Source organism: Alphaproteobacteria bacterium, assembly GCA_041396705.1.
Classification (GTDB): Bacteria; Pseudomonadota; Alphaproteobacteria; order CALKHQ01; family CALKHQ01; genus CALKHQ01.
The window spans coordinates 124,583-146,452 of sequence record JAWKYB010000007.1 but is presented as its reverse complement, the minus strand read 5'-3'; the positions used below and the strand labels follow the sequence as shown (position 1 = coordinate 146,452).

Here is a 21,870-nt window from a genome sequence, read left to right as displayed (position 1 = left end):
CGGTCGGCGCGCGTCAGTCCTCCGCCGCCGGGCCGCCGCGCAGCTGCTTGGTTCGGCTGCGCTGGGCCTTCGCGTCGAGCCGGCGCCGCTTCGAGGCCAGGGTCGGCCGTGTCGGGCGTCGCGGTTCGGGCCGCTCGGCGGCATGGGCCAGCAGCGCGACCAGCCGCGCCAGCGCGTCGGCCCGGTTCTGTTCCTGCGTGCGAAAGCGGGCGGCGACGATCACCAGCACGCCGTCCTTGTTCAGCCGCCGGCCGGCGAGCCGCGCTGCACGGTCGCGCACCTCTTCCGGCAGCGACGGGGAATGCATCAGGTCGAAGCGCAGCTGGACCGCGGTTGCGACCTTGTTGACGTTCTGGCCGCCGGGTCCGCCGGCGCGCACGAAGCTCTCCGCGATCTCGCGCGGATCGATGGCGATCCGGTCGGTTATCGCGATCATCGGTATCCGTCCCGTTGTGATGCGCCGGCCGTCCACCGACGCGCCGGCGGACCCGCACATCGGTTCGCTTGCCCGCCGGGTCCGTTGGGCCCATATTTGACGGCATCGATGCAACAACGGAAAGGAGGTGATCCCATGTCTAGCGAATTGCGCGCGGTGCGTGCGGCCCGGGTTGGCTCGCGGACGGTGGAGCAGCCTCTGACGACCGCCTGACAACTCGAGGGTCGATTCGACCCGGGGCCGATCACCGCGCCCAAATTCGTGCAGGGCCGCCTTCGGGCGGCCCTGTTGCTTTGCGCAGAGGCGTCGCGGCGTCGGCGGCGGCGCTCAGTCCCAGGGATTGTCGTCGCCGCCGCCATCCTCGGCCGGTCGCGGCCGGCCGATCTGGTGGCTCACCGGCGCGATGCTCTTGAGATAGGCCGCCATCGCGGCGCGGTCTTCGGGCGACAGCCGGCCGGTGCCGCGGATGACCTCGCCCATCTCGCCGCCAACGAAATCGCCGTCCGCCGTCATGCCCGACTGCAGGAAGAAGGCGATGTCGCCCTCGCTCCACCGCCCGATGCCGGTGGCGTCGTCGGGGGTGATGTTGGGGATCGCCGCCCCGCCCGGGCCGTCCTCGGTGCCGGCGAGCGCCATCGTCTCGTCCAGCGCGCCGGTGGTGGCGTCGCGCGGCGTGTGGCACTCGCCGCAATGGCCGAGCGCGCGAACCAGATAGCGGCCGCGATGCCAGGCCTCGTCGCGGCCGGCCTCGGCCGGATCCGGACCCGGCGCGAAGAAGAACAGCTTCCAGAAGGTCAGCGTCTGGCGGACGGAGAACGGGAAGCCGATCTCGTGCGGCGAGTTCGGCTGCGCCACCGGCTCGAGGCTGAACAGATAGGCCTTGAGGTCGAGCATGTCCTCGGCCGTCATCCGCGTGAAGCTGGTGTAGGGGAAGACGGGATAGAGGTCGCTGCCGTCGGGCGCGACGCCCTGGCCCAGCGCGCGCAGGAAGTCTTCGTCCGACCACGCGCCGATGCCGTGCACCGGGTCCGGGGTTATGTTGGGCCCGTAGAAGGTGCCGAACGGCGTGTCCAGCGCCCGGCCGCCCGCCAGCGGCTTTGCGTCGGCTCCCTCGGCGGTGTGGCAGCCGGTGCACCCGGCCGCCGCCAGAACCAGCGCCCCGCGCTCGGCCGACGGCTGGTAGTCGGGCACCGTCACGGCGTCGCGCGTCAGCCAGCGCGCAACGGCGAAGGCCGCTGCCAGCGCCACCACGCCGGCAACGGCCAGACCCAACAGCCAGCGAACGGTCCGTCGCGCCTTCATCGGCCTTGTTTCCCTGCCCGGCCGGGGTCCGACGCGGACCCGCGGCCGGCGCAGTGTAGACCGACGGACGCGCCGGCCCTAATCCGCTTCGCGGTAATTGTCGTGGCAGCCCTTGCAGGCGCCGCCGACGCCGCCGAGCGCTGCCCCGGCCGCGGCCATGTCGCCGGTCTCGGCCGCGGCGACGAAATCGGCTGCCGCCGTCTGCAATGCCTCGGCCTTGGCGGCGAAGCCGGCGGCGTCGCTCCAGATCTCAGGCTTGGCTTCGTTCTCGGCGCCCTCGGCGTTGTCGGCGAAGGCCTCGGGAATCATCATCGCCAGCGCCTGCACCGCCTGGGCGTGGGCCAGCAGCTGGTCCGGGTGGTCCGCCTCGCCGCGCACGATGCGCGAGATCGCGCCCATGTGGGCGCCGAGCGCACCCATCACCGACTGGCGGTACTTGATCAGGCCCTCACCCGTGCTCTCTGCGGCCGAGAACGACCCCGCCGCCACCATCGTCACCGCGATGGCGCCTGCCGCCACCAACGAATTCCGCCAATTCTTCACGGCACTTCTCCCATGTTGTCGGACCCGGCCGGTGCGCAGCGTCGCACACCCGATCATGGCGGCGGCATCTTGTCGCGCGCGATTCCGCGGCGCAACTCACTGAAATTTGCGCACGCAGGCTGGAAGGATTGAACCGGCTAAGGTGTTAGCGCCGATGGCCGGGTGGAAACCGCGGTCCATTGCGAGCGTCGGACCGCCGCCGGCTTGCCTTTATTCCGCCATATCATGGTGTGACTTTTCCCACCGTGGCGCAGCGACGATCGGCCCATTAACGATTTGGGCAAAGGGCCGCGAAAATGGCGGTCTACCTGGAGATAGGGCCGCTTGCGAGCCGTACTCGCCGTCACGACGTGGCACGGCGCAGGACCACGGAACAGTCGTCTTCAGGATGCGTAGCCGGCGGCGATTGAACCCGATCGGTATCGGGACAATCGCCGCCGACCGGTACTCCCTCCCGGCGCTTTGGGGGGGCCCCCGGAGGGAGTGCCGCATTTAGCGCATTGCCGCAATTTCACGTCAACTCGCGAGAACCCGGGGGGTGACGGCGCTGTTCGGGTGGCGGTGACGACCGGCGCATACCGCTTCGCCCGACATGCCGGCGCCGCGGAAAATCGACACATGCGTAGCCTGGGGCACGTTGCCGGGATGGCGTGTCGTACCGGCGGCGCATCCGGCGGTTGATCGTCCGCGCGGATCCGGATTGACTGATCCACACCGGCGCGATCATCGGAAAGCGGACATGACCTTCATCACCTCGATCGAGCAGCTCGAGAGCCTCTACGGCATCCCCCAGCCGACTTCGACGGTGAAGGAAGTCGACCATGTAACGCCGCACTATCGCGCGATGATCGAGGCATCGCCCTTTGCCGCCCTGGCGACGGTCGGGCCGGAAGGCCTGGACTGCTCGCCGCGCGGCGACCGGCCGGGCTTCGTCCGCGTCCACGACGACCGCACGCTGCTGCTGCCCGACCGGCGCGGCAACAACCGTGTCGATTCCCTGCGCAACATCGTGCGCGATCCCCGGGTGGCGCTGGTCTTCCTGATTCCCGGCAGCGGCAACAGCCTTCGCGTCAACGGCCGGGCGAGGCTGTCGGTCGAGCCCGACCTGCTGGCCAGCTTCGCCGTCGACGGCAAGCCGCCCCGCTCGGTGGTGGTGATCGCGGTCGATGCGGTCTATTTCCAGTGCGCGCGCGCCATCGTCCGTGCCGACCTGTGGAACCCGGCGCGCCATGTCGACCCGGCCAGCCTGCCGACCCCGGGCCGCATCCTCGCCGACCTCAGCAGCGGGCGGGTCGGCGGCGCGCCCTATGACCGCGAATGGCCGGAGCGGGCCCGCAAATCGATGTGGTGAGAGCGGACGCCGCCCGATCCGCTCACCCGTCATGTCGGGCCGTATCGGGCGGCCGGCGTTTCGGCGCCCGGGCCAGCGCGTCGAGCAGGGTCTCCAGACCGAATTCGAAGATCCCGTCCAGCGCGGGCCTCGCCAGATGCGGCGCCGCGCGCCGCACGTGCGGGAAGTCCTCGGTGTGCGCCAGCGTCTCCATCCGCGGCGGCGCCGAGCGGTCGGCGGCCGCCGTCAGCGTGGCCACGTCGGCGAGGCCGGCGCCGTTGAGGAAATATCCGACGGTGCGGAACACCCGCGCCGCCGACGGCGGGTCGAACCCGGCGTCGGCGAGTACGCCCAGATGGGTCTCGAGGAAGCGGAATGCGGCGTCGGTGTTGAACCGGCGCCCCGCCAGCAGCAGGAACGCGTTCGGGTGGCGCAGCGCGACGGCACGATAGGACCGGGCCAATTGCCGGATCCAGTCTACCCAGTCGGCGCCCGGCCGCCAGGCCGGCACCGCGACGTCCGACAGCAGGCGTTCCGCCACCGCGTCGAGCAAATCGCCCTTGCTGGCGAAGTGATGGTAGAGCGACATCGCCTCTACCCCCAGCGCACGGCCGAGCTTGCGCGTGCTGAGCCCGTCCAGTCCTTCCGCGTCGATCAGGCGCAGCGCCGCCGCCGCAATGCGGTCGCGGTCCAGCGGTCGCCGGCCGCTGCCTTTCCCTCGCACCTCGTCCGCGCCGCCGTCGCTCCTGGTCACGCTTGACACCTTACAGTGCAAGGCGTACCAAGCGCAAACCTTGCACTGTAAGGTGACGGTGGGCCCGCGCCCGCGTCACCTTTCACGGATCCGGCCGGCAGGGCGTGTTGCATCCTGTCGAGGGAAACGATGATGGTCGCGTTCGCATTGTCCGGTCGGGCGGCCTTGCCGACCTGCCGTCCGTCGTCGGCGCAGTCGGCTTCGCGCGGGCCGCGGCGCGGCGCAACGCCGATGGCTGGCGTCGGCGAACGTCGCGGCGCGCGGAGGACCCGGAGGTGAGCGCCGGCAACCTGGCGGAACTGGTGGAGACGCTGGAACGCGACGCGTTCGTCGACATGTATCGGGCGGCGCCGGTCGGCCTGGCCGCCGCAACCGGCCTCGAGGTCGCCGAACGCGGCGGTACCGCGCTGCTGAGCCTGGCCGCCGTGCCGGATCCCCTGTTCAACCGCGCATTCGGGCTCGGCATAGCGGCACCGGCAACCGAGGACGACCTCGATGCCATCCTCGCTCACTATGCCCGTGTCGGCGCGGCGCGCTGGTGGCTGCAGCCGAGTCCGGCCGCCAGGCCCGACCGGCTGGCGGCATGGCTTGCCGCGCGCGGGCTGGCGCCGGTGCAGCGGATCTGGGCCAAGTTCGCCCACGGCGGCGGGCCGCAGCCGGCGGCGGAAACCGACCTGCGGGTCGAGGAGGTCGGGCCGGACCGGGCCGGCGACTTCGCCGGCGCCGCCCAACGCGGCTTCGGCGCGCCGCCGCCGTTCCAGGCGTGGCTGGCCGCGCTGGTCGGGCGGCCCGGCTGGCACTGCTATTGCGCCTATGACGGCGCGCAGCCGGTGGCGGCCGGCGCCCTGCTGCTCAGCGCCGACGGCGCCTGGCTCGGCATCGGCGCCACCGTGCCCGAAGCGCGCCGCCGCGGCGCCCAGTCGGCCCTGCTGGCGCGCCGTGTGGCCGATGCTCGCGCCCACGGCGCGCAAGCGATCGTCACCGAGACCGGCCAGCCGCTGCCCGGCGAGCCGGGGCCGTCCTACGCCAACATCGGCCGGGCCGGGTTCCGCATCGTCCACCTGCGCCCCAACCTGGCGCTGGCCGGCTACGCCTGACGGCGCCCTATTCCGGGATAGCGGCCAGAAAGTCCGCCAGCGCCGCGTTGAACTTCTCCGGATATTCCCAGAACATCATGTGCCCGCCCATCACCTCGACGCGGGCGTGCGGCAGGGTGCGCTCGACGAACGGCACGGCGGTGTCCTGCCAGTGCTCCGCGATCACGTGCATGGTCGGCACCGCGCCGTCCAGGGCGATCGCCGTCTCGCGCATGTCCATGAACATGCCCGACGCGAACAGCGCCGCCGCCGCCCAGTGCGGCACCTGCTGTGACTGGCCGACGATCCAGTCCATCTCCTCCGCCGTCAGCTCGCGCTCGACCATCACCTCGTCGGCGTACCAGCGCACGAACTCGCGCTGGCCGGTGTCGGTGCGCAGGAACACGTGATAGGCGCCGGCGATGTCGCGCAGCGGGCCTTCGGTCCAGTCGGCCGGATCGTCGGACAGGGTCACCGGCGACAGGTCGATGCAGACGTGGCCGGCTACCGCGTTGACGCCGTTCTGGCGGACGAAGCCCCAGGTGGTGAGGCAGCCGAACGACCAGCCGACCAGCACCGGCCGCTCGACGCCCAGCTTCTGCAGCACGTTGGTCAGATCCTCGGCGTGGGTGACATAGTCGTTGCCCTCCACCGTCACCGTCGACTGGCCCTGGCTGCGCGGGTCGATGGCGATCACCCGCCAGTCGGCGGAGAAGGCCTCGATCTGCTGCCGGAAGATCTCGCCGGCGAAGGTCCAGCCGGGGACGAACACCAGCGGCCGGCCTTCGCCCTCGTCGATCACATGCAGCTCGATGCCCGACGACACCGTGATCCAGCGGTCGGCCGCGCCGGCCGCGCCGGGCGACAGCGCCGAGAACGCAAGCGCGGCGGCCGCCGCCAGTCCTGTCCTGATCATCTCGCATTCCCCTGCAGTGTCGGCCGGTCCGGTCCTGCGGCGCATGATCGGCCGACGCGGCGGGCGGCGCAAGCGGCCCCGCTGTCCCCCGCCCGCTCGGCGCCCTATGCTGTGTCGACGCGCTTGCGCAGGGGCCACGCACGATGACCGGGATCGACGGCTTTCACGCCCACGTCTATTTCAGCGAGGAGACCGCGGAGCAGGCGCGGCTGCTGTGCGAGGCGGCGCGCGACCGTTTCGGCGCGGTCATGGGCCGGATGCACCGCCGCCCGGTCGGGCCGCACCCGGTGTGGAGCTGCCAGCTGGCCTTTCCGCCCGCCCTGTTCGGCACGCTGGTGCCGTGGCTGGCGCTGAACCGGGACCGGCTGGTGGTGTTCGTTCACCCCGAGACCGGCGACGCGCTGGCCGACCACACCCGCCATGCGCTGTGGATGGGCCAGATGCTGCCGCTGGACCTCGCCGCCCTGCAGCCCGCCGACGGCTGACGGCGGGTGCGCGGCCGGACCGCGCTACGGGCAGCTGCCCAGCACCGCCTGCATCTGGGTGCGTGCGTTGTTGGTCTCGATCGCCTCCGGCACCGCGCTGCCCGGATCGACCTCCGCGTTCAGCCGCACCTCGGCCGTATCCGGCACCGCAACGCCGGAGAAGGTGACCGTCGTGGTGCCGTTGCCGGCCATGCTGGGCAGCTGCTGCTCGTAGGTGCGGGCGGGCGAGCCGAGCACCTCGACCGCGAGCGCCATGCTGACCCGCGCCGGCACGTTGCGGTTGGCCAGGTTGCGCACCGTCACCGTCACCGTGTTGCACGAGCCGACCCGAAGCGGCGGGCCCGGCTGGGCGACGTCGATCCGCGTGACGGTCAGGTCCGGCACCTGCTGCGCCGATCCGGCCTGGCCACCGGCCAGCCACAGCGCCGCCGCGGCGCCGATCGCGGCCATTCCTCTCCTGGCAAGCATCGCTCTCGCTCCCTGCTGGCGTGCCGCCCGGCCCGTGCGCTCGGGCCGGGCTTCCGCATACAATATTGCACCGATGACGCGTGAATCATAGGACGCCGCAGCGAGCCGCCCGGTTCACACCTCGACGCGGTAGCCGAGCGTCAGTTCGTCGCCGGGCTGGCCGCGAATCCCCCAGTTCGCCCGCGGCGTCTCGCTGATGGTGATCTCCAGGTCGACCGGCGCGATGCCGAGCGCCGCCTCGACCCGCTCGAACAGCAGATGGATCAGCCGCTTCTTCGCCGCGACCGAGCGGCCCTCGAACATGCTGATCTCGACGATGGTATAGTCGCGGCTGCGGTCGGGCGGGACGAAGAACGCGGCCGCGGCCAGCGGAAAGAAGCGATGGACGCGCTTTTCCGCCGGATAGGCCAGCGCCTCCATCACGCAGCCGTGGATCACCTCGGACAGGGCCGCCATGCGGTCCTGCAGCCGGTCTTCGAACCCGTAGATCTTGATCTGTGCCATCTCGGCCTCCCCTCGGTTCCGTGGAACCCGACGGCGCGCATGCGGGAAAGCCGGCAGAAAAAAGGGCCGCACCCAACCGCGATGCGACCCGTCGGACTGTCAGATGACCGCGAACCGCCCTGTCAGGACGGCCACCAACCCCGGTTGCGTGCTGCGCTCATCATGGCGCGGAGGCTAGTCCGCCGCACCGGCCGTGCGCAAGCCCTCGATCTGCGGCCACAGCCAGTCGAACACCGGCTCCGGCGTCAGCGTCATCAGCGCCCGGCAGCCGCCGACCTTGCAGGCGTCGCGATAGCCGCGCTCGACCGCGAAGTGACAGGGGTGACAGGCCAGCCGGCCGGGCGGCAGTCCGGTGCAGCGGACATTGGGGTCGTGGGCGAAGACCAGTGCGCCGTCGGTCGGCCCGCAGGGCACGAAGGTGGGCACGCCCAGGGTGCCGGCGAGATGGGCCGGGCCGGAATCGTTGCCGATCACCGCGTCGGCCCGCGCCATCAGCGCGGCGGTCCTGGCCAGGCTGAACCCGGCGTACCAGCGGCAGCCCATCGCGCCGACCTTGGCCTTGTCGACGCCGACCATGACGACCGCCGCGCCCTTGGCCTTCAGCATATCCGCCAGGTCGATGAAATAGGCCGGCGGCCAGCGCCGGATCAGCCAGGCGACCTCCGGGAACATCGCCACGCGCAGCTGGCCCGGTTCCGCCGATTCCGCCCAGGCCGCGTCCGCCCAGCCCGCCGCCGCGACCGTCTCGCAATAGGGCGGCCGCACCGGCGCCAGGCCGGGCAGGCCCAGCGCCTCCGCCCAGGCCGTGAAGCGCGGCCGCGGGGTGCCGTGCGCCACCAGCGCATATTCGTGGCGGTGGCCGAGGCCGTCGGTCTTGGCCCAGTTGTCGCCCTCCGCGTCGCTCAGCGCGGGCGCCTCCACGCCGAGCATGCGGCAGACGTCCGTCAGGCCGCGGGGGTTGAGGCGGACCGGCCGCCCGACCGCCCGTGCGGCGTGCACCAGCCAGCAGGCGACCACCACGTCGCCCACGCCGCGGTCGCGCATGTCGATCAGCGGGCCGTCGCCCGCCGTCCCGTCCCTTGCCGTTGCGCCGTCCACGCCGCCTCCGTCGCTCATTGCATCACGATAACCCATCGCAGCCGGTTTTCGTCCCGCCGCACCGCAGCGGCCGTGGCGGTGGACCCGGAAAGGCGGACCCGCCTATGGTCAACAAAACACGTGCCGGCATGAGGGAGGGGGCGAGACCATGCGGCTGGGCCTGTTCATGATGCCCTTACACCGCCGCGGCCTGAGCTACGGCGCGATGTATGCGCAGGACCGCGCCGCCATCCTGCATGCCGACGCGCTGGGTTATGACGAGGCCTGGGTCGGCGAGCACTACTCGGCCAAGGTCGAGCCGATCACCAACCCGCTGCAGTTCCTCTCGGCGCTGATCTACCAGGCGCCGCACATCGCCTTCGGCACCGGTGTGCTGGCGCTGGCGCACCACAACGCGGCCAAGACCGCGGCCGACCTCGCCATGTTCGACCACATGTCGGGAGGCCGCCTGCTGTTCGGCATCGGGCCCGGCGGCCTGCCGTCGGACCACGAGCTGTTCGGCCTGGACGACCCGCCGCAGCGCGGCCAGCGCATGCTCGACACCCTCGACCTGATCCAGCGGATCTGGGCCAGCGACCCGCCCTACGACCTGCCCGGCCGGTTCCAGTCGGTGCGGATCGTCGACAGCTTCGACCCCGACCTCGACATCGGCGTGATGCCGAAGCCGCTGCAGCCGGGCGGGCCGCCGGTGTTCACCTCGGCGATGAACCGAAATTCCGGCATGGCGCGGCTCGCCGGCAGCCGCGGCTGGGGCCTGATCTCGGCCAACTTCAACGTCGACGGCCACACCGCCACCCACTGGGCCGGCTATGCCGCCGGCGCCGCCGAGGCCGGCCGCCGGCCCGACCGCGGACTGTGGCGCATCGCCCGCAGCATCGTCGTCGCCGACACCGACGCCGAGGCGGCGTCCTATCTGGCGCGGCCCGACAGCGGCGTCACCGCCTACTACCACTATCTGCGCGTCCAATTCGAAGGCGCCAAGCTGCTCGGCATCCTGAAGGAAGACGAGGCGATGGCCGACGCCGACGTCACCGACGCCTATTGCATCGACCGCATGGTCGTCGCCGGCTCGGTCGACACCGTCGTCGCCCGCCTGCTGCGGCTGGCGGAGACCGTCGGCCCGTTCGGCGGCCTGCTCGCCGCCTTCCACGACTGGGACGACGAGCCGTTCTGCCGCCGGTCGATGGCACTGCTGGCGCAGGCGGTGATGCCCCGGCTGCGCGCCGCGCTCGGCATGGCGGCGGGGACCTGAGGCGATGGCACGTGCGTGGCTGCTGCTGCCACTGTTCGCCTGGCTGGCGCTCGCGCCCGCGTCCCGGGCCCAGCCGGCCTGGCAGGCCGGATGGTCGGCGGACGAGGCCAAGGCGGTGCAGGAATCGCTGATCTGGTCCGGCGACTATTTCGGCCTGATCGACGGCCAGGTCGGCAACCTGACCCGGCGCGCGATCGCCGACTGGCAGGGCGACAACGGCTATGCCCCGACCGGCTATCTGGAGCCGGCGCAGGCGGCGCGGCTGGTCGACGCGGCGGCGGCTCTGCGCCAGGAGATCGGCTTCGGCCTGCTCAGCGACCCGGCCACCGGCATCACCGTCGGCTTCCCCTTCGTTTTGATGGACGCGATCCCGCGGCCGCTGGACCAGTATGGCGTGGAGTATGTCGCTGCCGACGGCACCGCCTCGATGACGCTCAGCCGCTTTCCCTGCCCCGACGCGGCATGCTGGGATTCGGTCTACGATGGGGTACGCGCCAACCTGGACGGCGTCGCCTATGAGTACCACGGCGACAGCCAGATTTCGGTCAACGGCACCAGCGGCGGCCAGTACGTCGTCTATTTCGCCCGCCGGCCGGCCGCGACCGCCGCCGTGTTCCAGCTGACGATGCCGCGCGAAAACCCGCTGTGGCTGTCGCTGGCGATGGCGATCGGCACCTACATCGACCCGTTCACCGACCGCGGCCTGACCCTGGTGCCGCTGCTGCCGCCGGCGCCGTGACGGCCCGTCAGCCGGCGGGCGCCGGCGCCGGTACCCTTGCTTCGCCCTGGAACCGGCGCCCCATCCACTGCCGCAGCAGATAGGCCAGCGCGATGGTGCCGAGCTGCGTCAGCGCGTGCATCGCCCGGCCGTCCTGTGCCGGCAGCAGCGTGCGGAACACCAGCCCGACGAACGAGGCGTGGGTCGCCGCGAACAGCAGGCAGATGCCGTTCAGGTGCCAGGTCAGCCACCAGTCCGCCGCCGCCCGCCCGGGCGAGAAACCGAGCATCGCGCCGCCATAGACCAGGCCGATGACCGAGAAGCCGACGGCCAGCACGTCCCACTTCAGGATGCCGACCACCAGCAGCACGGCGCCGAGTCCGACCATGAGCGTCGCCAGCGTCAGATAGGTCCGCCCGCGGAACCGGCCGGCATCGCCGCGCTCGCGCACCGCCCGCCAGGCGGTCCAGCCCGCCGTGGCCAGCACGACCGCGAGATAGACCAGCTGCATCGCCTTGGCCGGCCCTTCGTCGCGCACCGCCTGCAGCGTGATCGGCACCACGCTGACCAGCAGCGGCGCCAGCAGGATCAGATAGCGCCGCCCCCACCGCCGATGGCGGTCCGATCCCTTCGGCGCGGTCAGCGCCTGCCAGTACATCGCCAGCGCAAGCAACCCGACGGCGGCGTGAGGACCATAGATCAGCAACTGTGACATGGACCGGCTCCCGCAGATTATTTACATATGTAAACTAGCATCGAACTTTACATGTGTAAAATGAAAACGACGAGCCTCACCGCCGAGACCACCGACCGCATCCTCGACACCGCCTGGTCGCTGATCGTGCGCACCGGGCGCAGCGACGTCAGCCTGGCCGAGATCGCCCGGCTGGCCGGCGTCTCGCGCCAGGCGCTGTACCTGGCGTTCGGCGACCGCACCGGCCTGCTGGTGGCGATGGCGCGCCGCGCCGACGCGGCCAGCGCGCATTCACGGCGGATGCAGGCGATCGCGTCGGGAGACGGCGCCGACGGCGCCGCGCTGCACGCCTTCGTCGACGCCTGGCTCGACCACCTGCCCGAGATCTATCCCGTCGGCGTGCTGCTGGTCGCCGCCGCGGTCACCGATCCGGCCGCCGCCTCGGTGGTGCGCGACCGCATGGAAGGCAGCCTGCTCGACAAATACGCGGCGATCCTGGTCCGCCTGGCACGGGCAGGCGGGCTTGTCGGCGACTGGCAGCCGAAGGACGCGGCCGCCTTCTGCTGGTCGCTGACCCACATCGACGCCTGGAAGAACCTGGTCGAGGGCCAGGGCTGGACGCCGGCCCGGTTCCGCTCGGTCTGCCACGCGGTCATCGACCGCACGCTGCTCGCGGGCTGACTCCGGACGGGCGCAACGCCACGGTAAGTGGAGCGAGGAAATCGGGAATTCTGGCGGAGGGAGCGGGATTCGAACCCGCGTTACGTTTCCGTAAACACGCTTTCCAAGCGTGCGCCTTCAGCCACTCGGCCACCCCTCCGCAGGCCACCGGCAGCGGCCGGTGGACGGCGGGGGTCTACATAGCAACTGGGGCGGGCGGCGCCAAGCGGAATGGCCGAAAAGCCGCCGCAATCGCGGGCAAATCTGCCCGCCGATCCGCCCGCGCCGACCCGGCGCGGGCCAACATGAAACCTTGGACCGGGCCGGGCGTTGGGTCTTGACGCGGCCGGGACGGATCACGGTAATGCCACCGCGTCAGCGCTAGGCGAAGGAGCCCGATTCGTGGACCCGCACAAGTGGCCCGCCCCGAGCGAGGCGACGCAACACCGCAAGCCGGCCAGCCGCCGCCGCCTGCTGAGCTGGGCGGGCGGGGCCGTGGTCGCGGCCGCCGCCGGCGTCGGCCTCGTTGCGGCGCCGCCGTCGCGTGCCGCCGGCGTGCTGCTGGCCGACGGCTCCGACTTTTCCGCCCCGGCCGATACCGAGTGGCGGCCGATCCGCATCGGCGTGTTCGGCGATTCGCTGGCCGACGGCATCTGGGCCGGGCTGTACCGCACCCTGCAGCGCAACGAGCGCTTCGAGGTCGCCCGCCACACCGAGGTGTCGAGCGGGCTGGCGCGGCCCGACTTCTTCGACTGGGAGGCGGAGTTGGGCGACGTGCTGGCGTCGGAGACGATCGACGTCGCCGTGGTCTGCTTCGGGCTGAACGACAACCAGCCGGTCTACTACGAGGGTCGGCGCCAGTTCTCCTTCGCCTCCGACGAATGGAACCAGGTCTATACCCAGCGCGTCGCCGCATTCATCGACCGGCTGCAGCAGTCCGGCGTGCCGGTGTTCTGGGTCGGCCTGCCGACGGTGCGCGACGACGACTTCGGCGCCCAGATGGCGCATCTGAACGACATCTACGCCACCGAGGCGCTGCTGGCCGACGCGACCTTCGTGCCGACGCTGGCCATCACCGCCGACGCCGACGGCGCCTATTCCGCCTATCTGCCGGACGAGAGCGGGCGCAACCGGCTGGTGCGGGCCAACGACGGCGTGCACTTCACCGGCCGCGGCTATGAGATGATCGCCAAGGAACTGCTTGCCGCCATGCAGCGCGAACTGACCTACATCGTCGTGGACGACAGTGCCAATGGCTGAGCTGGCGGCGGTGCCGGCGGCGATGCGTGGCTTGCGCGGGCTGGTGCGGACCGGAACGGCACTGGCGGCCGTCCTGGCGATCGGCGGCTGCGGCGCGTCGCGCGGCGATGCCTCCGCGCCGGGCCAGATCCCGCAGCTGTCGTGGCAGATGCCGGCCGGCAACGTGAACCCGGCCCCGTTCATGGCCCGGCTTCAGACCATCGTGTCGAGCGCGCCCGGCCCGGTCACGATCATCCAGCTCGGCGACAGCCACACTGCCGGCGACAAGTTCTCCGGCCGGCTGCGCGAGCTGTTCCAGAACCGCTATGGCGGCGCCGGCCGCGGCGAGATGGGCGCCGGCTCGCCGTTCGGCTTCTTCGAGCCGAGCCTGGTGGCCGTGGTGCAGACCGACGGCTGGCGCATCGAGAACAGCCGTTCCGGCGCCGCGATCGGCCCGTTCTCGATCAGCGGCTACACCGTGATCGGCGACAGCCCGACCGATTCGATGGTGCTGCAGAGCACCGAGCCGGCCGGATTCGAGGTGATCGAGATCGGCGCCTTCGAGCATCCCGGCGGCGGCTCGCTGGAGATCCTGGTCGACGGCCGCCAGGTCGGGGTGATGCGCACCAACGCCAACCGCAACCGGCTGGTCCGGTTCAGCCAGCAGGTGCTGCGCGGCAGCCGGCAGCTGGTGCTGCGGCCGATCGGCGACGGCGAGGTTTGGCTGTCCAGCTGGGACACCTACCGCAACACCCGCGGCGTGGTGCTGGAAAGCCACGGCATCGTCGGCGCCACCGTCGGCATCTCCAACCGCTGGGACCGCGACGCCTATCTCAGCGAGCTGACCGCCGCCGACCCGGCGATGGTGATCCTCGCCTACGGCACCAACGAGGGCTTCAACGACGACCTCGAGCCCGAGGAGTACCGCGCCGAGTTCTCCGCACAGCTGTCGCAGATCGAGGCGGCGGCGCCCAATGCGTCGATCGTCATCGTCGGCCCGCCCGACGCCGCGCGGCTGCCGGCCAACTGCCGCAGCGACGACGTCGAATCGATCACCTTTCCCTGCGGCCCGCTGAGCCAGAGCGACCGCGCCAATTATCGCGCGCTGTTCGGCGACAACGCCCAGGGCGCGGCCTGCCGCTGGCACCAGCCGCCGAACCTGGACATGGTCCGCGCCATCCAGGCCCAGGTCGCCAACCAGCGCGGCTATTATTTCTGGGACTGGTCGCGCGCGATGGGTGGCGCCTGCAGCGTGCACGAATGGGCGCAGCGCGAGCCGCCGCTGGCCCGGCGCGACCATATCCACCTGACCGACGAAGGCTATCGCCTCAGCGCCGACGCCCTGTTCCGCGATCTGACCGGCAGCGGGGCGGTCGCCAGCGTGCCGCGCGGCGACCAGCCCGGCCGCGGGCTCGACGACACCGGCCTGCGCGACGCGCTGGACGGCATGATGGAGCTGTCGCCGCCCTGAGGCCGCGCGGCGGGAGAAGGCGGCGGCCCTTCCTCCCGCTCCGGCCGGGCCAGAACCCGGTGCGCCGCCATTTCCGGCCCGGTCTCCGCCGGCGCCGGGGCCCGCCCCTCCGGGCGGCCGTTGAGAGGCCCGCGCCGCCGTGCTGTTCCCGACCGTCGATTTCCTGATCTTCTTCCTGGTCGTGTTCTTCGGCGCCTGGCTGCTGTACCGCCGGCATGACGGCCGCAAGCTGTTCCTGATCGCGGCCAGCTACGTCTTCTACGCGGCGTGGGACTGGCGCTTCTGCTTCCTGCTGCTCGGCAGCTCGCTGTTCAACTACGCCGCCGGCCTGCTGATGGACCGCCTGCATAGCCCGCGCAGGCGCAAGCAGGTGCTGATCGTCGCGGCCGCCGGCAACCTGGCCGTGCTCGGCTTCTTCAAGTACTTCGACTTCTTCGTCGAATCGCTGAACGACCTGTTCCTGAACCTCGGCATGGACCGCGAGCTGCCCTACATGGCGGTGATCCTGCCGGTCGGCATCTCGTTCTTCACCTTCCAGGGCATCTCCTACGTCGTCGACGTCTATCGCCGCGAGATCCGCGCCTCGACCTCGGTGCTGGACATCCTGCTGTACATCTCCTTCTTCCCGCAGCTGGTCGCCGGCCCGATCGTGCGCGCCTCGACCCTGATCCCGCAGATCCAGCGCGAGCCGGACAGCCGCGCGATCCTGGCCGGCTGGGGGGTCGTTCTGATCCTGGTGGGGCTGTTCAAGAAACTGATCGTCGCCAACTATTTGGCCACCGAGCTGGTCGACCAGGTGTTCTTCGACCCCACCTACTACGGCAGCTGGGACCTGCTGGTCGGCGCCTATGCCTATGCGGTGCAGATCTACTGTGACTTCTCCGGCTACAGCGACATGGCGATCGGCACGGCGGCGCTGCTCGGCTATCGCTTCGACAAGAATTTCGACCAGCCGTTCCGCGCCGCCAGCATCCGCGAATTCTGGCGACGCTGGCACATCTCGCTGTCGAGCTGGCTGCGCGACTATTCTACATCCCGCTCGGCGGCAGCCGGCACGGGCCGTGGAAGACCCGGCAACCTGATGATCACCATGCTGCTGGGCGGCATCTGGCACGGCGCGGCCTGGACCTTCGTGGTCTGGGGCCTGATGCACGGCCTGGCGCTGGCGGTGGAGAACCTGGTCACCCACCGCCGTCAGCTTGCGGTCCGCTCGGTGCTGCTGCGTGGATTGGGCGTGCTCTACACCTTCCACTTCGTCGTCCTCGCCTTCGTCTTCTTCCGGGCGGAGAGCATCGACTACGCCTGGCAGTATCTCGACGCGCTGGTCGGCAGCGTGGAGCCGTCGATGCTGGCGACGCCGTTCGTGGTCGGGCTGGTGCTGGTCGGGCTCGCCTTCCACTTCGTCCCGCCCAACGGCGTGGAGCGGACCGGCGCCGCCCTGAGCCGGCTGCCGGCGGCGGCGATCGGCGCGGTCGCCGCCATCGCCCTGGTCGCCATCGGCGCGATGGCGCCGGAGGGCGTCGCTCCCTTCATCTATTTCCAGTTCTGACCGGAGGGACGAATGAGCGCACCCGCAGCCATGCCGCCGGTTCCCGGCCATGTCGACCCCGCACGGCTCGGCCGCGCGATCCCGCTCGCCGCCGTGATCCGCCTGGTGCTGGTCGGCATGGCGCTGCTCGCCGTCTTCGGCTCGGAGGCGCTGCACCGCTATGCGGTCGACCTGCCGCTGTGGATGGCGCCGGTCAACGACTGGACGGTCGACGCGACCGCCGCCTGGCACGGCTGGATGCAGACAATCGGCGCCACCGCCCCGCACGACTGGATCGGACGCGCGGTCGAGGACTTGCGCATGGCCGGTGCCGCCGGCTGAGCGGGCCCGATTGCGCAGCGGCCGGGCGCTGCCTATCTATCATGCCGAGACCCGCGCCGACCGGCAGCCGGCCGCCGCCCGCCGGGCCGCTGCAACGCCTGGACCCGCCCCCTCACAGTCCGGAGCAGCCTCATGCTGCGTTTCCTGATCCGCCTGCTGGCCCTTCCGTTCCTTGTCGCCGCCCTCGCCACGCTGGCGGCCGCGGTCTACATGATCGTGCAGGGCGTCGACGTGTCGCTGCCGGCCGGCCAGGTCTGGACCGAGCTGGACTCGCCCAGCCTCAACCTGGCCGAGGCCATCGTCGACCGCTATGTCGCGCCCAACGTGTTCTATCCGGACCTGTGGTACGACGCGGTGGTGCCGCTGCTGGGCTGGCCCGCGTGGCAGGCCGTGCTGGCGGTGATGTTCGGCGCGGCCGTGATCGGCCTGATCCTGTGGCGGCTGGGCGGCATCGGCCGCCGCCGTCCGGTCGACTGAGGCTGCGCGGGCGTGCGCTCGCGTGGCCGACGGGCAACAAATCCTTAATATGGAACCGGCGCGTGCGGATTCGCGTTCGGCATGTCTGGTTTGCGCACAAGGCGTTGGCCGCCATGTTGCACAAATACCACGAAGTCGGGCTAGTTGTGTGAAAATGGCAACTGTCGGCCGCGATGCTGCGGCCATCCGATTGCGAAGGCCCGATTTTGGTGTTTATTATGGCGGCACATTCGCCGAGCGAGTCCGCGATGGGCTTGCGACGCGACCGGATGCATAACAAGGTTTCTACGCCATTCGGTTGGCATGACGCTGAGAGAAGGGGTTCCTCAATGACGACTGCTTCGAAGCTTGCCGCTGTCGCCATCGCGCTCGGGTTCGCCGTCGCTGGCTGCAGCAACTCCGGTACCTTCCCGGGCCCGTCCGACGACCAGGTCGGCAACCCCTATGGCGACGGCCCGCTGCCGCTGGGTCTGTCGGCGCCGGAAGCGTCGTCCGAGGGCTGATCCCGCTGCGGGCCCTGCCGGGCCCGCCGGATCCCGGATTCGAAGCAGCGCGAGGCTGGTTGCCTCGCGCTGTTTTCATTTGAACGCCGCTTCTCGTTCTTGGACAGCGCGGCCTGTGGCTCGCGCCGACGGATGTTTTCGCAGCGGCCGCGCCGCTCAGGCCGGCGCGTCGGTCGCAGCCACGCTGAACGCGTCGCGGAACCGGCGCAGCGCCAGTTCGTCGTCGCCGGACGCGAAGGCCTCCATGCCCACCGTGCCGCGCCAGCCGGTCTCGGCCAGCGCCCGCGCCACCGCGGGATAGTTGATCTCGCCGGTGCCGGGCTCGCAGCGGCCGGGCACGTCGGCCACCTGCACCTCGCCGATCCACGGCGCCGCCCGGCGGATCAGCTCGATCAGGTTCCCTTCGCCGATCTGGGCGTGATAGACGTCCAGCATCAGCCGCAGCGCCGGCTTGTCGACCGCGCTGACCAGCGCCAGCGTGTCTTCCGCCCGGCCGAACGGCACGCCGGGGTGGTCGACCGGCGCATTCAGGTTCTCCAGCACGAACGTCACGCCTTCGGCCGCGCCCAGCCCGGCGATGCGATCCAGCGTCTGTGCGGCCTTCAGCCACATCGCGCCGGTCACCGCGCCGGCCGGCTGCACCGGCAGGCCGCGGTTGTCCAACCCGGTGCCGTGCAGGTTCAGCCGCGGGATGCCCAGCCGCTTCGCCACCGGGATCGACTGTTCGGCGGTGCGGATCAGCTCGTCCGCGCCGTCGTCGTCGGCCAGCGTGCCGGTGACGTAGCCGGTCATCGACGAGAAGGTGGCGCCGGTGTCGACCAGCGCGGCGATGTCGTGCCGGGTCCAGTCCCAGATCTCGACCTGGAAGCCCAGCGCGTCGATGCGCCGGATCCGTTCCGCGATCGGCAGCTGCCGGAACACCATTTCCGCGCAGACCGCCAGCGTGAACGGCGATCCGTCGAACCTGCCCCTGCCTTCGGCCATTGCTGGTCTCCTTCCGCGCCCGGCGTCGGCGCGTTCAGCCGTCGCCCATCTTCAGCGCGGCGATGAAGGCCGACTGCGGGATCTCGACATTGCCGAACTGGCGCATGCGCTTCTTGCCCGCCTTCTGCTTCTCCAGCAGCTTCTTCTTGCGGGTGATGTCGCCACCGTAGCACTTGGCGGTGACGTCCTTGCGCAATGCGCTCACCGTCTCGCGCGCGATAACCTTGCCGCCGATCGCCGCCTGCACCGCGATCTTGAACAGCTGGCGGGGGATCAGGTCCTTCAGCCGCTGGCACAGCATCCGACCGCGGAACTCGGCCTGGTCGCGGTGGACGATCAGCGCCAGCGCGTCGACCGGCTCGCCATTGACCAGGATCGCCACCTTGACCAGATCGCCGCGGCGGTATTCCGCCACCTCGTAGTCGAAGCTGGCATAGCCGCGGCTGACCGACTTCAGCCGGTCGTAGAAGTCGAACACCACCTCGTTCAGCGGCAGCAGGTAGACCGCCATCGCCCGGTTGCCGACATAGGTCAGCTCCAGCTGCTCGCCGCGGCGTTCGGTGCACAGGGCCAGCACGGCGCCGAGATGCTCGTCCGGCACCAGGATGGTCGCCTTGATCCACGGCTCCTCGATATGGTCGATCTTGACCACCTCGGGGAAGTCGGCCGGGTTGTGCAATGCGATCGTCTGGCCGTTGGTCATGTGGATCTTGTAGACCACGCTCGGCGCGGTGGTGATCAGGTCCAGGTCGAACTCGCGCTCCAGCCGCTCCTGCACGATCTCCAGGTGCAGCAGGCCGAGGAAGCCGCAGCGGAAGCCGAAGCCGAGCGCCGCCGATGTTTCGGGTTCGAAATGGAAGCTGGAATCGTTCAGCGCCAGCTTGGTCAGGCTGTCGCGCAGATTCTCGAACTCGCCGGCGTCGGTCGGGAACAGGCCGCAGAACACCACCGGCACCGACGGCTTGAAGCCGGGCAGCGGCCGGTCGGCCGGCCGGCGCGCCTCGGTCAGCGTGTCGCCGACCTTGCAGTCGGCCACCGACTTGATCGAGCCGGTGACGAAGCCGATCTCGCCGGGGCCGAGTTCGTCGACCAGCACGCCCTTCGGCGTCAGCACGCCGACCCGGTCGATCTCGTGCACAGCGCCGGTCTGCATCATCTTCAGCTTCATGCCCTTGGCCAGGCGGCCGTCGCGCACACGCACCAGGATGACCACGCCGAGATAGGAATCGTACCAGCTGTCGACCAGCAGCGCCTTCAGCGGGGCCTTGGCGTCGCCGGCCGGCGCCGGCAGGCGGCGGACCAGCGCCTCCAGCACGTCCTCGATGCCGAGCCCGGTCTTCGCCGAGATCAGCACCGCGTCGCTGGCATCCAGGCCGATCACGTCCTCGATCTGGCTGCGCACGCGGTCGGGCTCCGCCGCCGGCAGGTCGATCTTGTTCAGCACCGGCACGATCTCGTGGTCCGCGTCGATCGCCTGGTAGACGTTGGCAAGCGTCTGCGCCTCCACCCCCTGGCTGGCGTCGACCACCAGCAGCGAGCCCTCGCAGGCGGCGAGCGAGCGGCTGACCTCGTAGGAGAAGTCGACATGGCCGGGCGTGTCGATCAGGTTGAGGACATAGTCCTCGCCGTTCTTCGCCGTGTAGCGCAGCCGCACCGTCTGCGCCTTGATGGTGATGCCGCGTTCGCGCTCGATCTCCATCGAATCGAGGATCTGGGCGCGCATCTCGCGCTGGTCGACGCCGCCGCAGCGTTCGATCAGGCGGTCGGCCAGCGTCGACTTGCCATGGTCGATATGGGCGATGATCGCGAAGTTGCGGATGTGTGCGAGATCGGTCATTGCGCGCTTCGGTCGAGGGCCTGCGATACGAGGTGGGCGGTCGGCAGCGGCAGCGCCCGGCGCCGCCGGACCTGCGGTCCGGGGCGACATCGGCGCGGCAATGCCTATATTATGCCGGTCCCTTCCGCCTGACGGTCCCCCGTGCGACGGACAGGCGAATATAGTCACCGCGGCCGGCGGCGCAAGTCGCAGCCATTGCCGCCCGTTTCGCGCGCCCCGCGCACCCATTGAACCGGGAAACGCCTCGATGAACGCCTCGCTGTCCACCCATGCCCAGGCCGCCGCCGAACCCGGCGTGCCGGCCGCCGCGATCGAGGCGGTGGGCCTGACCAAGACCTACCAGCGCAAGAAGGCGGCGCCGGTCCGCGCGCTCGACGACGTCACGTTGACGGTGCCGCGCGGCTCGATCTTCGGGCTGCTCGGGCCCAACGGCGCCGGCAAGTCGACCTTCATCAACATATTCGCCGGCCTGACCCGCAAGACGTCCGGCGGCGGCAGCATCTGGGGCATCGACATCGACCGCGACCCGCGCCAGGCCCGCGCCGCCATCGGCGTGGTGCCGCAGGAATTGCACATCGACCCGTTCTTCACCCCGCGCGAGGCGCTGGAGGTGCAGGCCGGGCTCTACGGCGTGCCGCCGGCCGAGCGGCGCACCGACGACATCCTCAAGGCGGTCGGCCTCGCCGACAAGGCCGGCGCCTACACCCGCACGCTCAGCGGCGGCATGAAGCGGCGCCTGCTGGTGGCCAAGGCGCTGGTGCACCAGCCGCCGGTGCTGGTGCTGGACGAACCGACCGCCGGCGTCGACATCGAGCTCAGGCAGCAGCTGTGGTCCTATGTCCGCGAGCTGCACGCCGGCGGCGTCACCATCGTGCTGACCACCCACTATCTGGAGGAAGCCGAGGAGCTGTGCGACACCATCGCCATCATCAACCATGGCAAGGTGATCGCCTGCGAGCCGACCCAGAAGCTGCTGGGCTCGCTCGACGCCAAGGACCTGATCATCCGCGTCGACCACGACCTGACCGCGCCGCCCGACAGCATGGCGGGCATGACCGTCGCGCTGAGCGCACCCAACACCCTGCGGGTCAGCTACCAGCCGAGCGCGACGCCGGTGGAACGCATCCTCGATGCCGTCCGCGCCGCCGGCCTCGGCATCGTCGACCTCAGCACGGTCGAATCCGACCTGGAAGACGTGTTCCTGCGCCTGACCCGGCCGCATTGACGGCCGCGCGGGCCCGGCGCCCGGCGCC

Annotated in this window: 24 protein-coding genes and 1 tRNA gene; 13 read left to right on the top strand and 12 right to left on the bottom strand. The window is 70.7% G+C overall.

Features of this window, described 5'->3' with window-relative positions; translation table 11 throughout:
• Nucleotides 1-13: 13 nt before the first annotated feature.
• From arfB to R3F55_11795, 3 genes are all read right to left on the bottom strand, one after another.
• The gene (gene arfB, locus R3F55_11805; protein ID MEZ5668096.1) at nt 14-436 is read right to left on the bottom strand and encodes an alternative ribosome rescue aminoacyl-tRNA hydrolase ArfB; all 423 of its coding nucleotides are present in this window, start codon (nt 434-436) and stop codon (nt 14-16) included.
• A 327-nt stretch (nt 437-763) separates the two neighbouring features.
• Complete coding sequence (locus R3F55_11800) at nt 764-1,738, bottom strand: cytochrome c (GenBank protein ID MEZ5668095.1); 975 nt, start codon at nt 1,736-1,738, stop codon at nt 764-766.
• 78 nt (nt 1,739-1,816) lie between these two features.
• Complete coding sequence (locus tag R3F55_11795; GenBank protein ID MEZ5668094.1) at nt 1,817-2,257, bottom strand: cytochrome c; 441 nt, start codon at nt 2,255-2,257, stop codon at nt 1,817-1,819.
• Between the two features lie 763 nt (nt 2,258-3,020).
• Here R3F55_11795 and R3F55_11790 point away from each other — a divergent pair.
• Complete coding sequence (locus R3F55_11790) at nt 3,021-3,632, top strand: pyridoxamine 5'-phosphate oxidase family protein (GenBank protein MEZ5668093.1); 612 nt, start codon at nt 3,021-3,023, stop codon at nt 3,630-3,632.
• Nucleotides 3,633-3,654: 22 nt separating this feature from the next.
• On the opposite strand, the gene R3F55_11785 is transcribed toward R3F55_11790, so the two are convergent.
• Nucleotides 3,655-4,365, bottom strand: a complete 711-nt coding sequence (locus tag R3F55_11785) for a TetR/AcrR family transcriptional regulator C-terminal domain-containing protein (protein ID MEZ5668092.1) — start codon at nt 4,363-4,365, stop codon at nt 3,655-3,657.
• A gap of 275 nt (nt 4,366-4,640) precedes the next feature.
• Here R3F55_11785 and R3F55_11780 point away from each other — a divergent pair, with 275 nt between their 5' ends.
• Nucleotides 4,641-5,462, top strand: a complete 822-nt coding sequence (locus R3F55_11780; GenBank protein ID MEZ5668091.1) for a GNAT family N-acetyltransferase — start codon at nt 4,641-4,643, stop codon at nt 5,460-5,462.
• Between the two features lie 7 nt (nt 5,463-5,469).
• On the opposite strand, the gene R3F55_11775 is transcribed toward R3F55_11780, so the two are convergent.
• Nucleotides 5,470-6,357 carry an alpha/beta hydrolase gene (locus tag R3F55_11775; protein ID MEZ5668090.1) on the bottom strand — a complete coding sequence of 296 codons (888 nt, stop codon included), beginning with the start codon at nt 6,355-6,357 and terminating at the stop codon, nt 5,470-5,472.
• A 143-nt stretch (nt 6,358-6,500) separates the two neighbouring features.
• On the opposite strand from R3F55_11775, the gene R3F55_11770 reads away from it, so the two are divergent.
• On the top strand, nt 6,501-6,842 hold the full coding sequence (locus R3F55_11770) for a DOPA 4,5-dioxygenase family protein (GenBank protein ID MEZ5668089.1): 342 nt from the start codon (nt 6,501-6,503) through the stop codon (nt 6,840-6,842).
• Between the two features lie 24 nt (nt 6,843-6,866).
• On the opposite strand, the gene R3F55_11765 is transcribed toward R3F55_11770, so the two are convergent.
• The 3 genes from R3F55_11765 to R3F55_11755 all read right to left on the bottom strand — a co-directional run bounded on the left by R3F55_11765 (nt 6,867) and on the right by R3F55_11755 (nt 8,912).
• Nucleotides 6,867-7,292, bottom strand: a complete 426-nt coding sequence (locus tag R3F55_11765; GenBank protein MEZ5668088.1) for a CARDB domain-containing protein — start codon at nt 7,290-7,292, stop codon at nt 6,867-6,869.
• Between the two features lie 132 nt (nt 7,293-7,424).
• Nucleotides 7,425-7,814, bottom strand: a complete 390-nt coding sequence (locus tag R3F55_11760) for a tautomerase family protein (protein ID MEZ5668087.1) — start codon at nt 7,812-7,814, stop codon at nt 7,425-7,427.
• 174 nt (nt 7,815-7,988) lie between these two features.
• Entirely contained in the window at nt 7,989-8,912 is a 924-nt protein-coding gene (locus tag R3F55_11755) for a glycosyltransferase family 9 protein (protein ID MEZ5668086.1), read from the bottom strand.
• Between the two features lie 148 nt (nt 8,913-9,060).
• Here R3F55_11755 and R3F55_11750 point away from each other — a divergent pair, with 148 nt between their 5' ends.
• Both R3F55_11750 and R3F55_11745 read left to right on the top strand, forming a co-directional pair.
• The gene (locus tag R3F55_11750; protein MEZ5668085.1) at nt 9,061-10,164 is read left to right on the top strand and encodes an LLM class flavin-dependent oxidoreductase; all 1,104 of its coding nucleotides are present in this window, start codon (nt 9,061-9,063) and stop codon (nt 10,162-10,164) included.
• A gap of 4 nt (nt 10,165-10,168) precedes the next feature.
• Nucleotides 10,169-10,903: a peptidoglycan-binding domain-containing protein gene (locus R3F55_11745; protein ID MEZ5668084.1), complete on the top strand. Its 735-nt coding sequence runs from the start codon at nt 10,169-10,171 to the stop codon at nt 10,901-10,903.
• Between the two features lie 7 nt (nt 10,904-10,910).
• On the opposite strand, the gene R3F55_11740 is transcribed toward R3F55_11745, so the two are convergent.
• Entirely contained in the window at nt 10,911-11,597 is a 687-nt protein-coding gene (locus tag R3F55_11740) for a hypothetical protein (protein ID MEZ5668083.1), read from the bottom strand.
• Nucleotides 11,598-11,657: 60 nt separating this feature from the next.
• Between R3F55_11740 and R3F55_11735 the strand changes: the two genes are divergently transcribed.
• The gene (locus R3F55_11735; GenBank protein ID MEZ5668082.1) at nt 11,658-12,257 is read left to right on the top strand and encodes a TetR/AcrR family transcriptional regulator; all 600 of its coding nucleotides are present in this window, start codon (nt 11,658-11,660) and stop codon (nt 12,255-12,257) included.
• 51 nt (nt 12,258-12,308) lie between these two features.
• On the opposite strand, the gene R3F55_11730 is transcribed toward R3F55_11735, so the two are convergent.
• Nucleotides 12,309-12,396, bottom strand: a tRNA-Ser gene (locus tag R3F55_11730).
• A gap of 242 nt (nt 12,397-12,638) precedes the next feature.
• Here R3F55_11730 and R3F55_11725 point away from each other — a divergent pair.
• From R3F55_11725 to R3F55_11700, 6 genes are all read left to right on the top strand, one after another.
• The gene (locus R3F55_11725) at nt 12,639-13,496 is read left to right on the top strand and encodes a DUF459 domain-containing protein (protein ID MEZ5668081.1); all 858 of its coding nucleotides are present in this window, start codon (nt 12,639-12,641) and stop codon (nt 13,494-13,496) included.
• Nucleotides 13,489-14,946, top strand: a complete 1,458-nt coding sequence (locus tag R3F55_11720) for a GDSL-type esterase/lipase family protein (GenBank protein ID MEZ5668080.1) — start codon at nt 13,489-13,491, stop codon at nt 14,944-14,946. The genes R3F55_11725 and R3F55_11720 overlap by 8 nt, the downstream gene beginning before the upstream one ends.
• Before the next feature lie 139 nt (nt 14,947-15,085).
• On the top strand, nt 15,086-16,495 hold the full coding sequence (locus tag R3F55_11715) for an MBOAT family protein (protein MEZ5668079.1): 1,410 nt from the start codon (nt 15,086-15,088) through the stop codon (nt 16,493-16,495).
• A 12-nt stretch (nt 16,496-16,507) separates the two neighbouring features.
• Entirely contained in the window at nt 16,508-16,816 is a 309-nt protein-coding gene (locus tag R3F55_11710; protein MEZ5668078.1) for a hypothetical protein, read from the top strand.
• Nucleotides 16,817-16,948: 132 nt separating this feature from the next.
• Complete coding sequence (locus tag R3F55_11705; GenBank protein MEZ5668077.1) at nt 16,949-17,293, top strand: hypothetical protein; 345 nt, start codon at nt 16,949-16,951, stop codon at nt 17,291-17,293.
• A 329-nt stretch (nt 17,294-17,622) separates the two neighbouring features.
• Nucleotides 17,623-17,796, top strand: coding sequence for a hypothetical protein (locus R3F55_11700; protein MEZ5668076.1), 174 nt, complete (start codon nt 17,623-17,625; stop codon nt 17,794-17,796).
• Between the two features lie 156 nt (nt 17,797-17,952).
• Here R3F55_11700 and R3F55_11695 read toward each other — a convergent pair whose 3' ends face one another.
• Complete coding sequence (locus R3F55_11695) at nt 17,953-18,780, bottom strand: TIM barrel protein (protein ID MEZ5668075.1); 828 nt, start codon at nt 18,778-18,780, stop codon at nt 17,953-17,955.
• A gap of 34 nt (nt 18,781-18,814) precedes the next feature.
• Nucleotides 18,815-20,617 (bottom strand): translation elongation factor 4, encoded by a 1,803-nt coding sequence (lepA, locus tag R3F55_11690; protein MEZ5668074.1) that lies wholly within the window; start codon nt 20,615-20,617, stop codon nt 18,815-18,817.
• 247 nt (nt 20,618-20,864) lie between these two features.
• Between lepA and R3F55_11685 the strand changes: the two genes are divergently transcribed.
• Nucleotides 20,865-21,842, top strand: coding sequence for an ABC transporter ATP-binding protein (locus R3F55_11685; GenBank protein MEZ5668073.1), 978 nt, complete (start codon nt 20,865-20,867; stop codon nt 21,840-21,842).
• Nucleotides 21,843-21,870 lie beyond the last annotated feature (28 nt).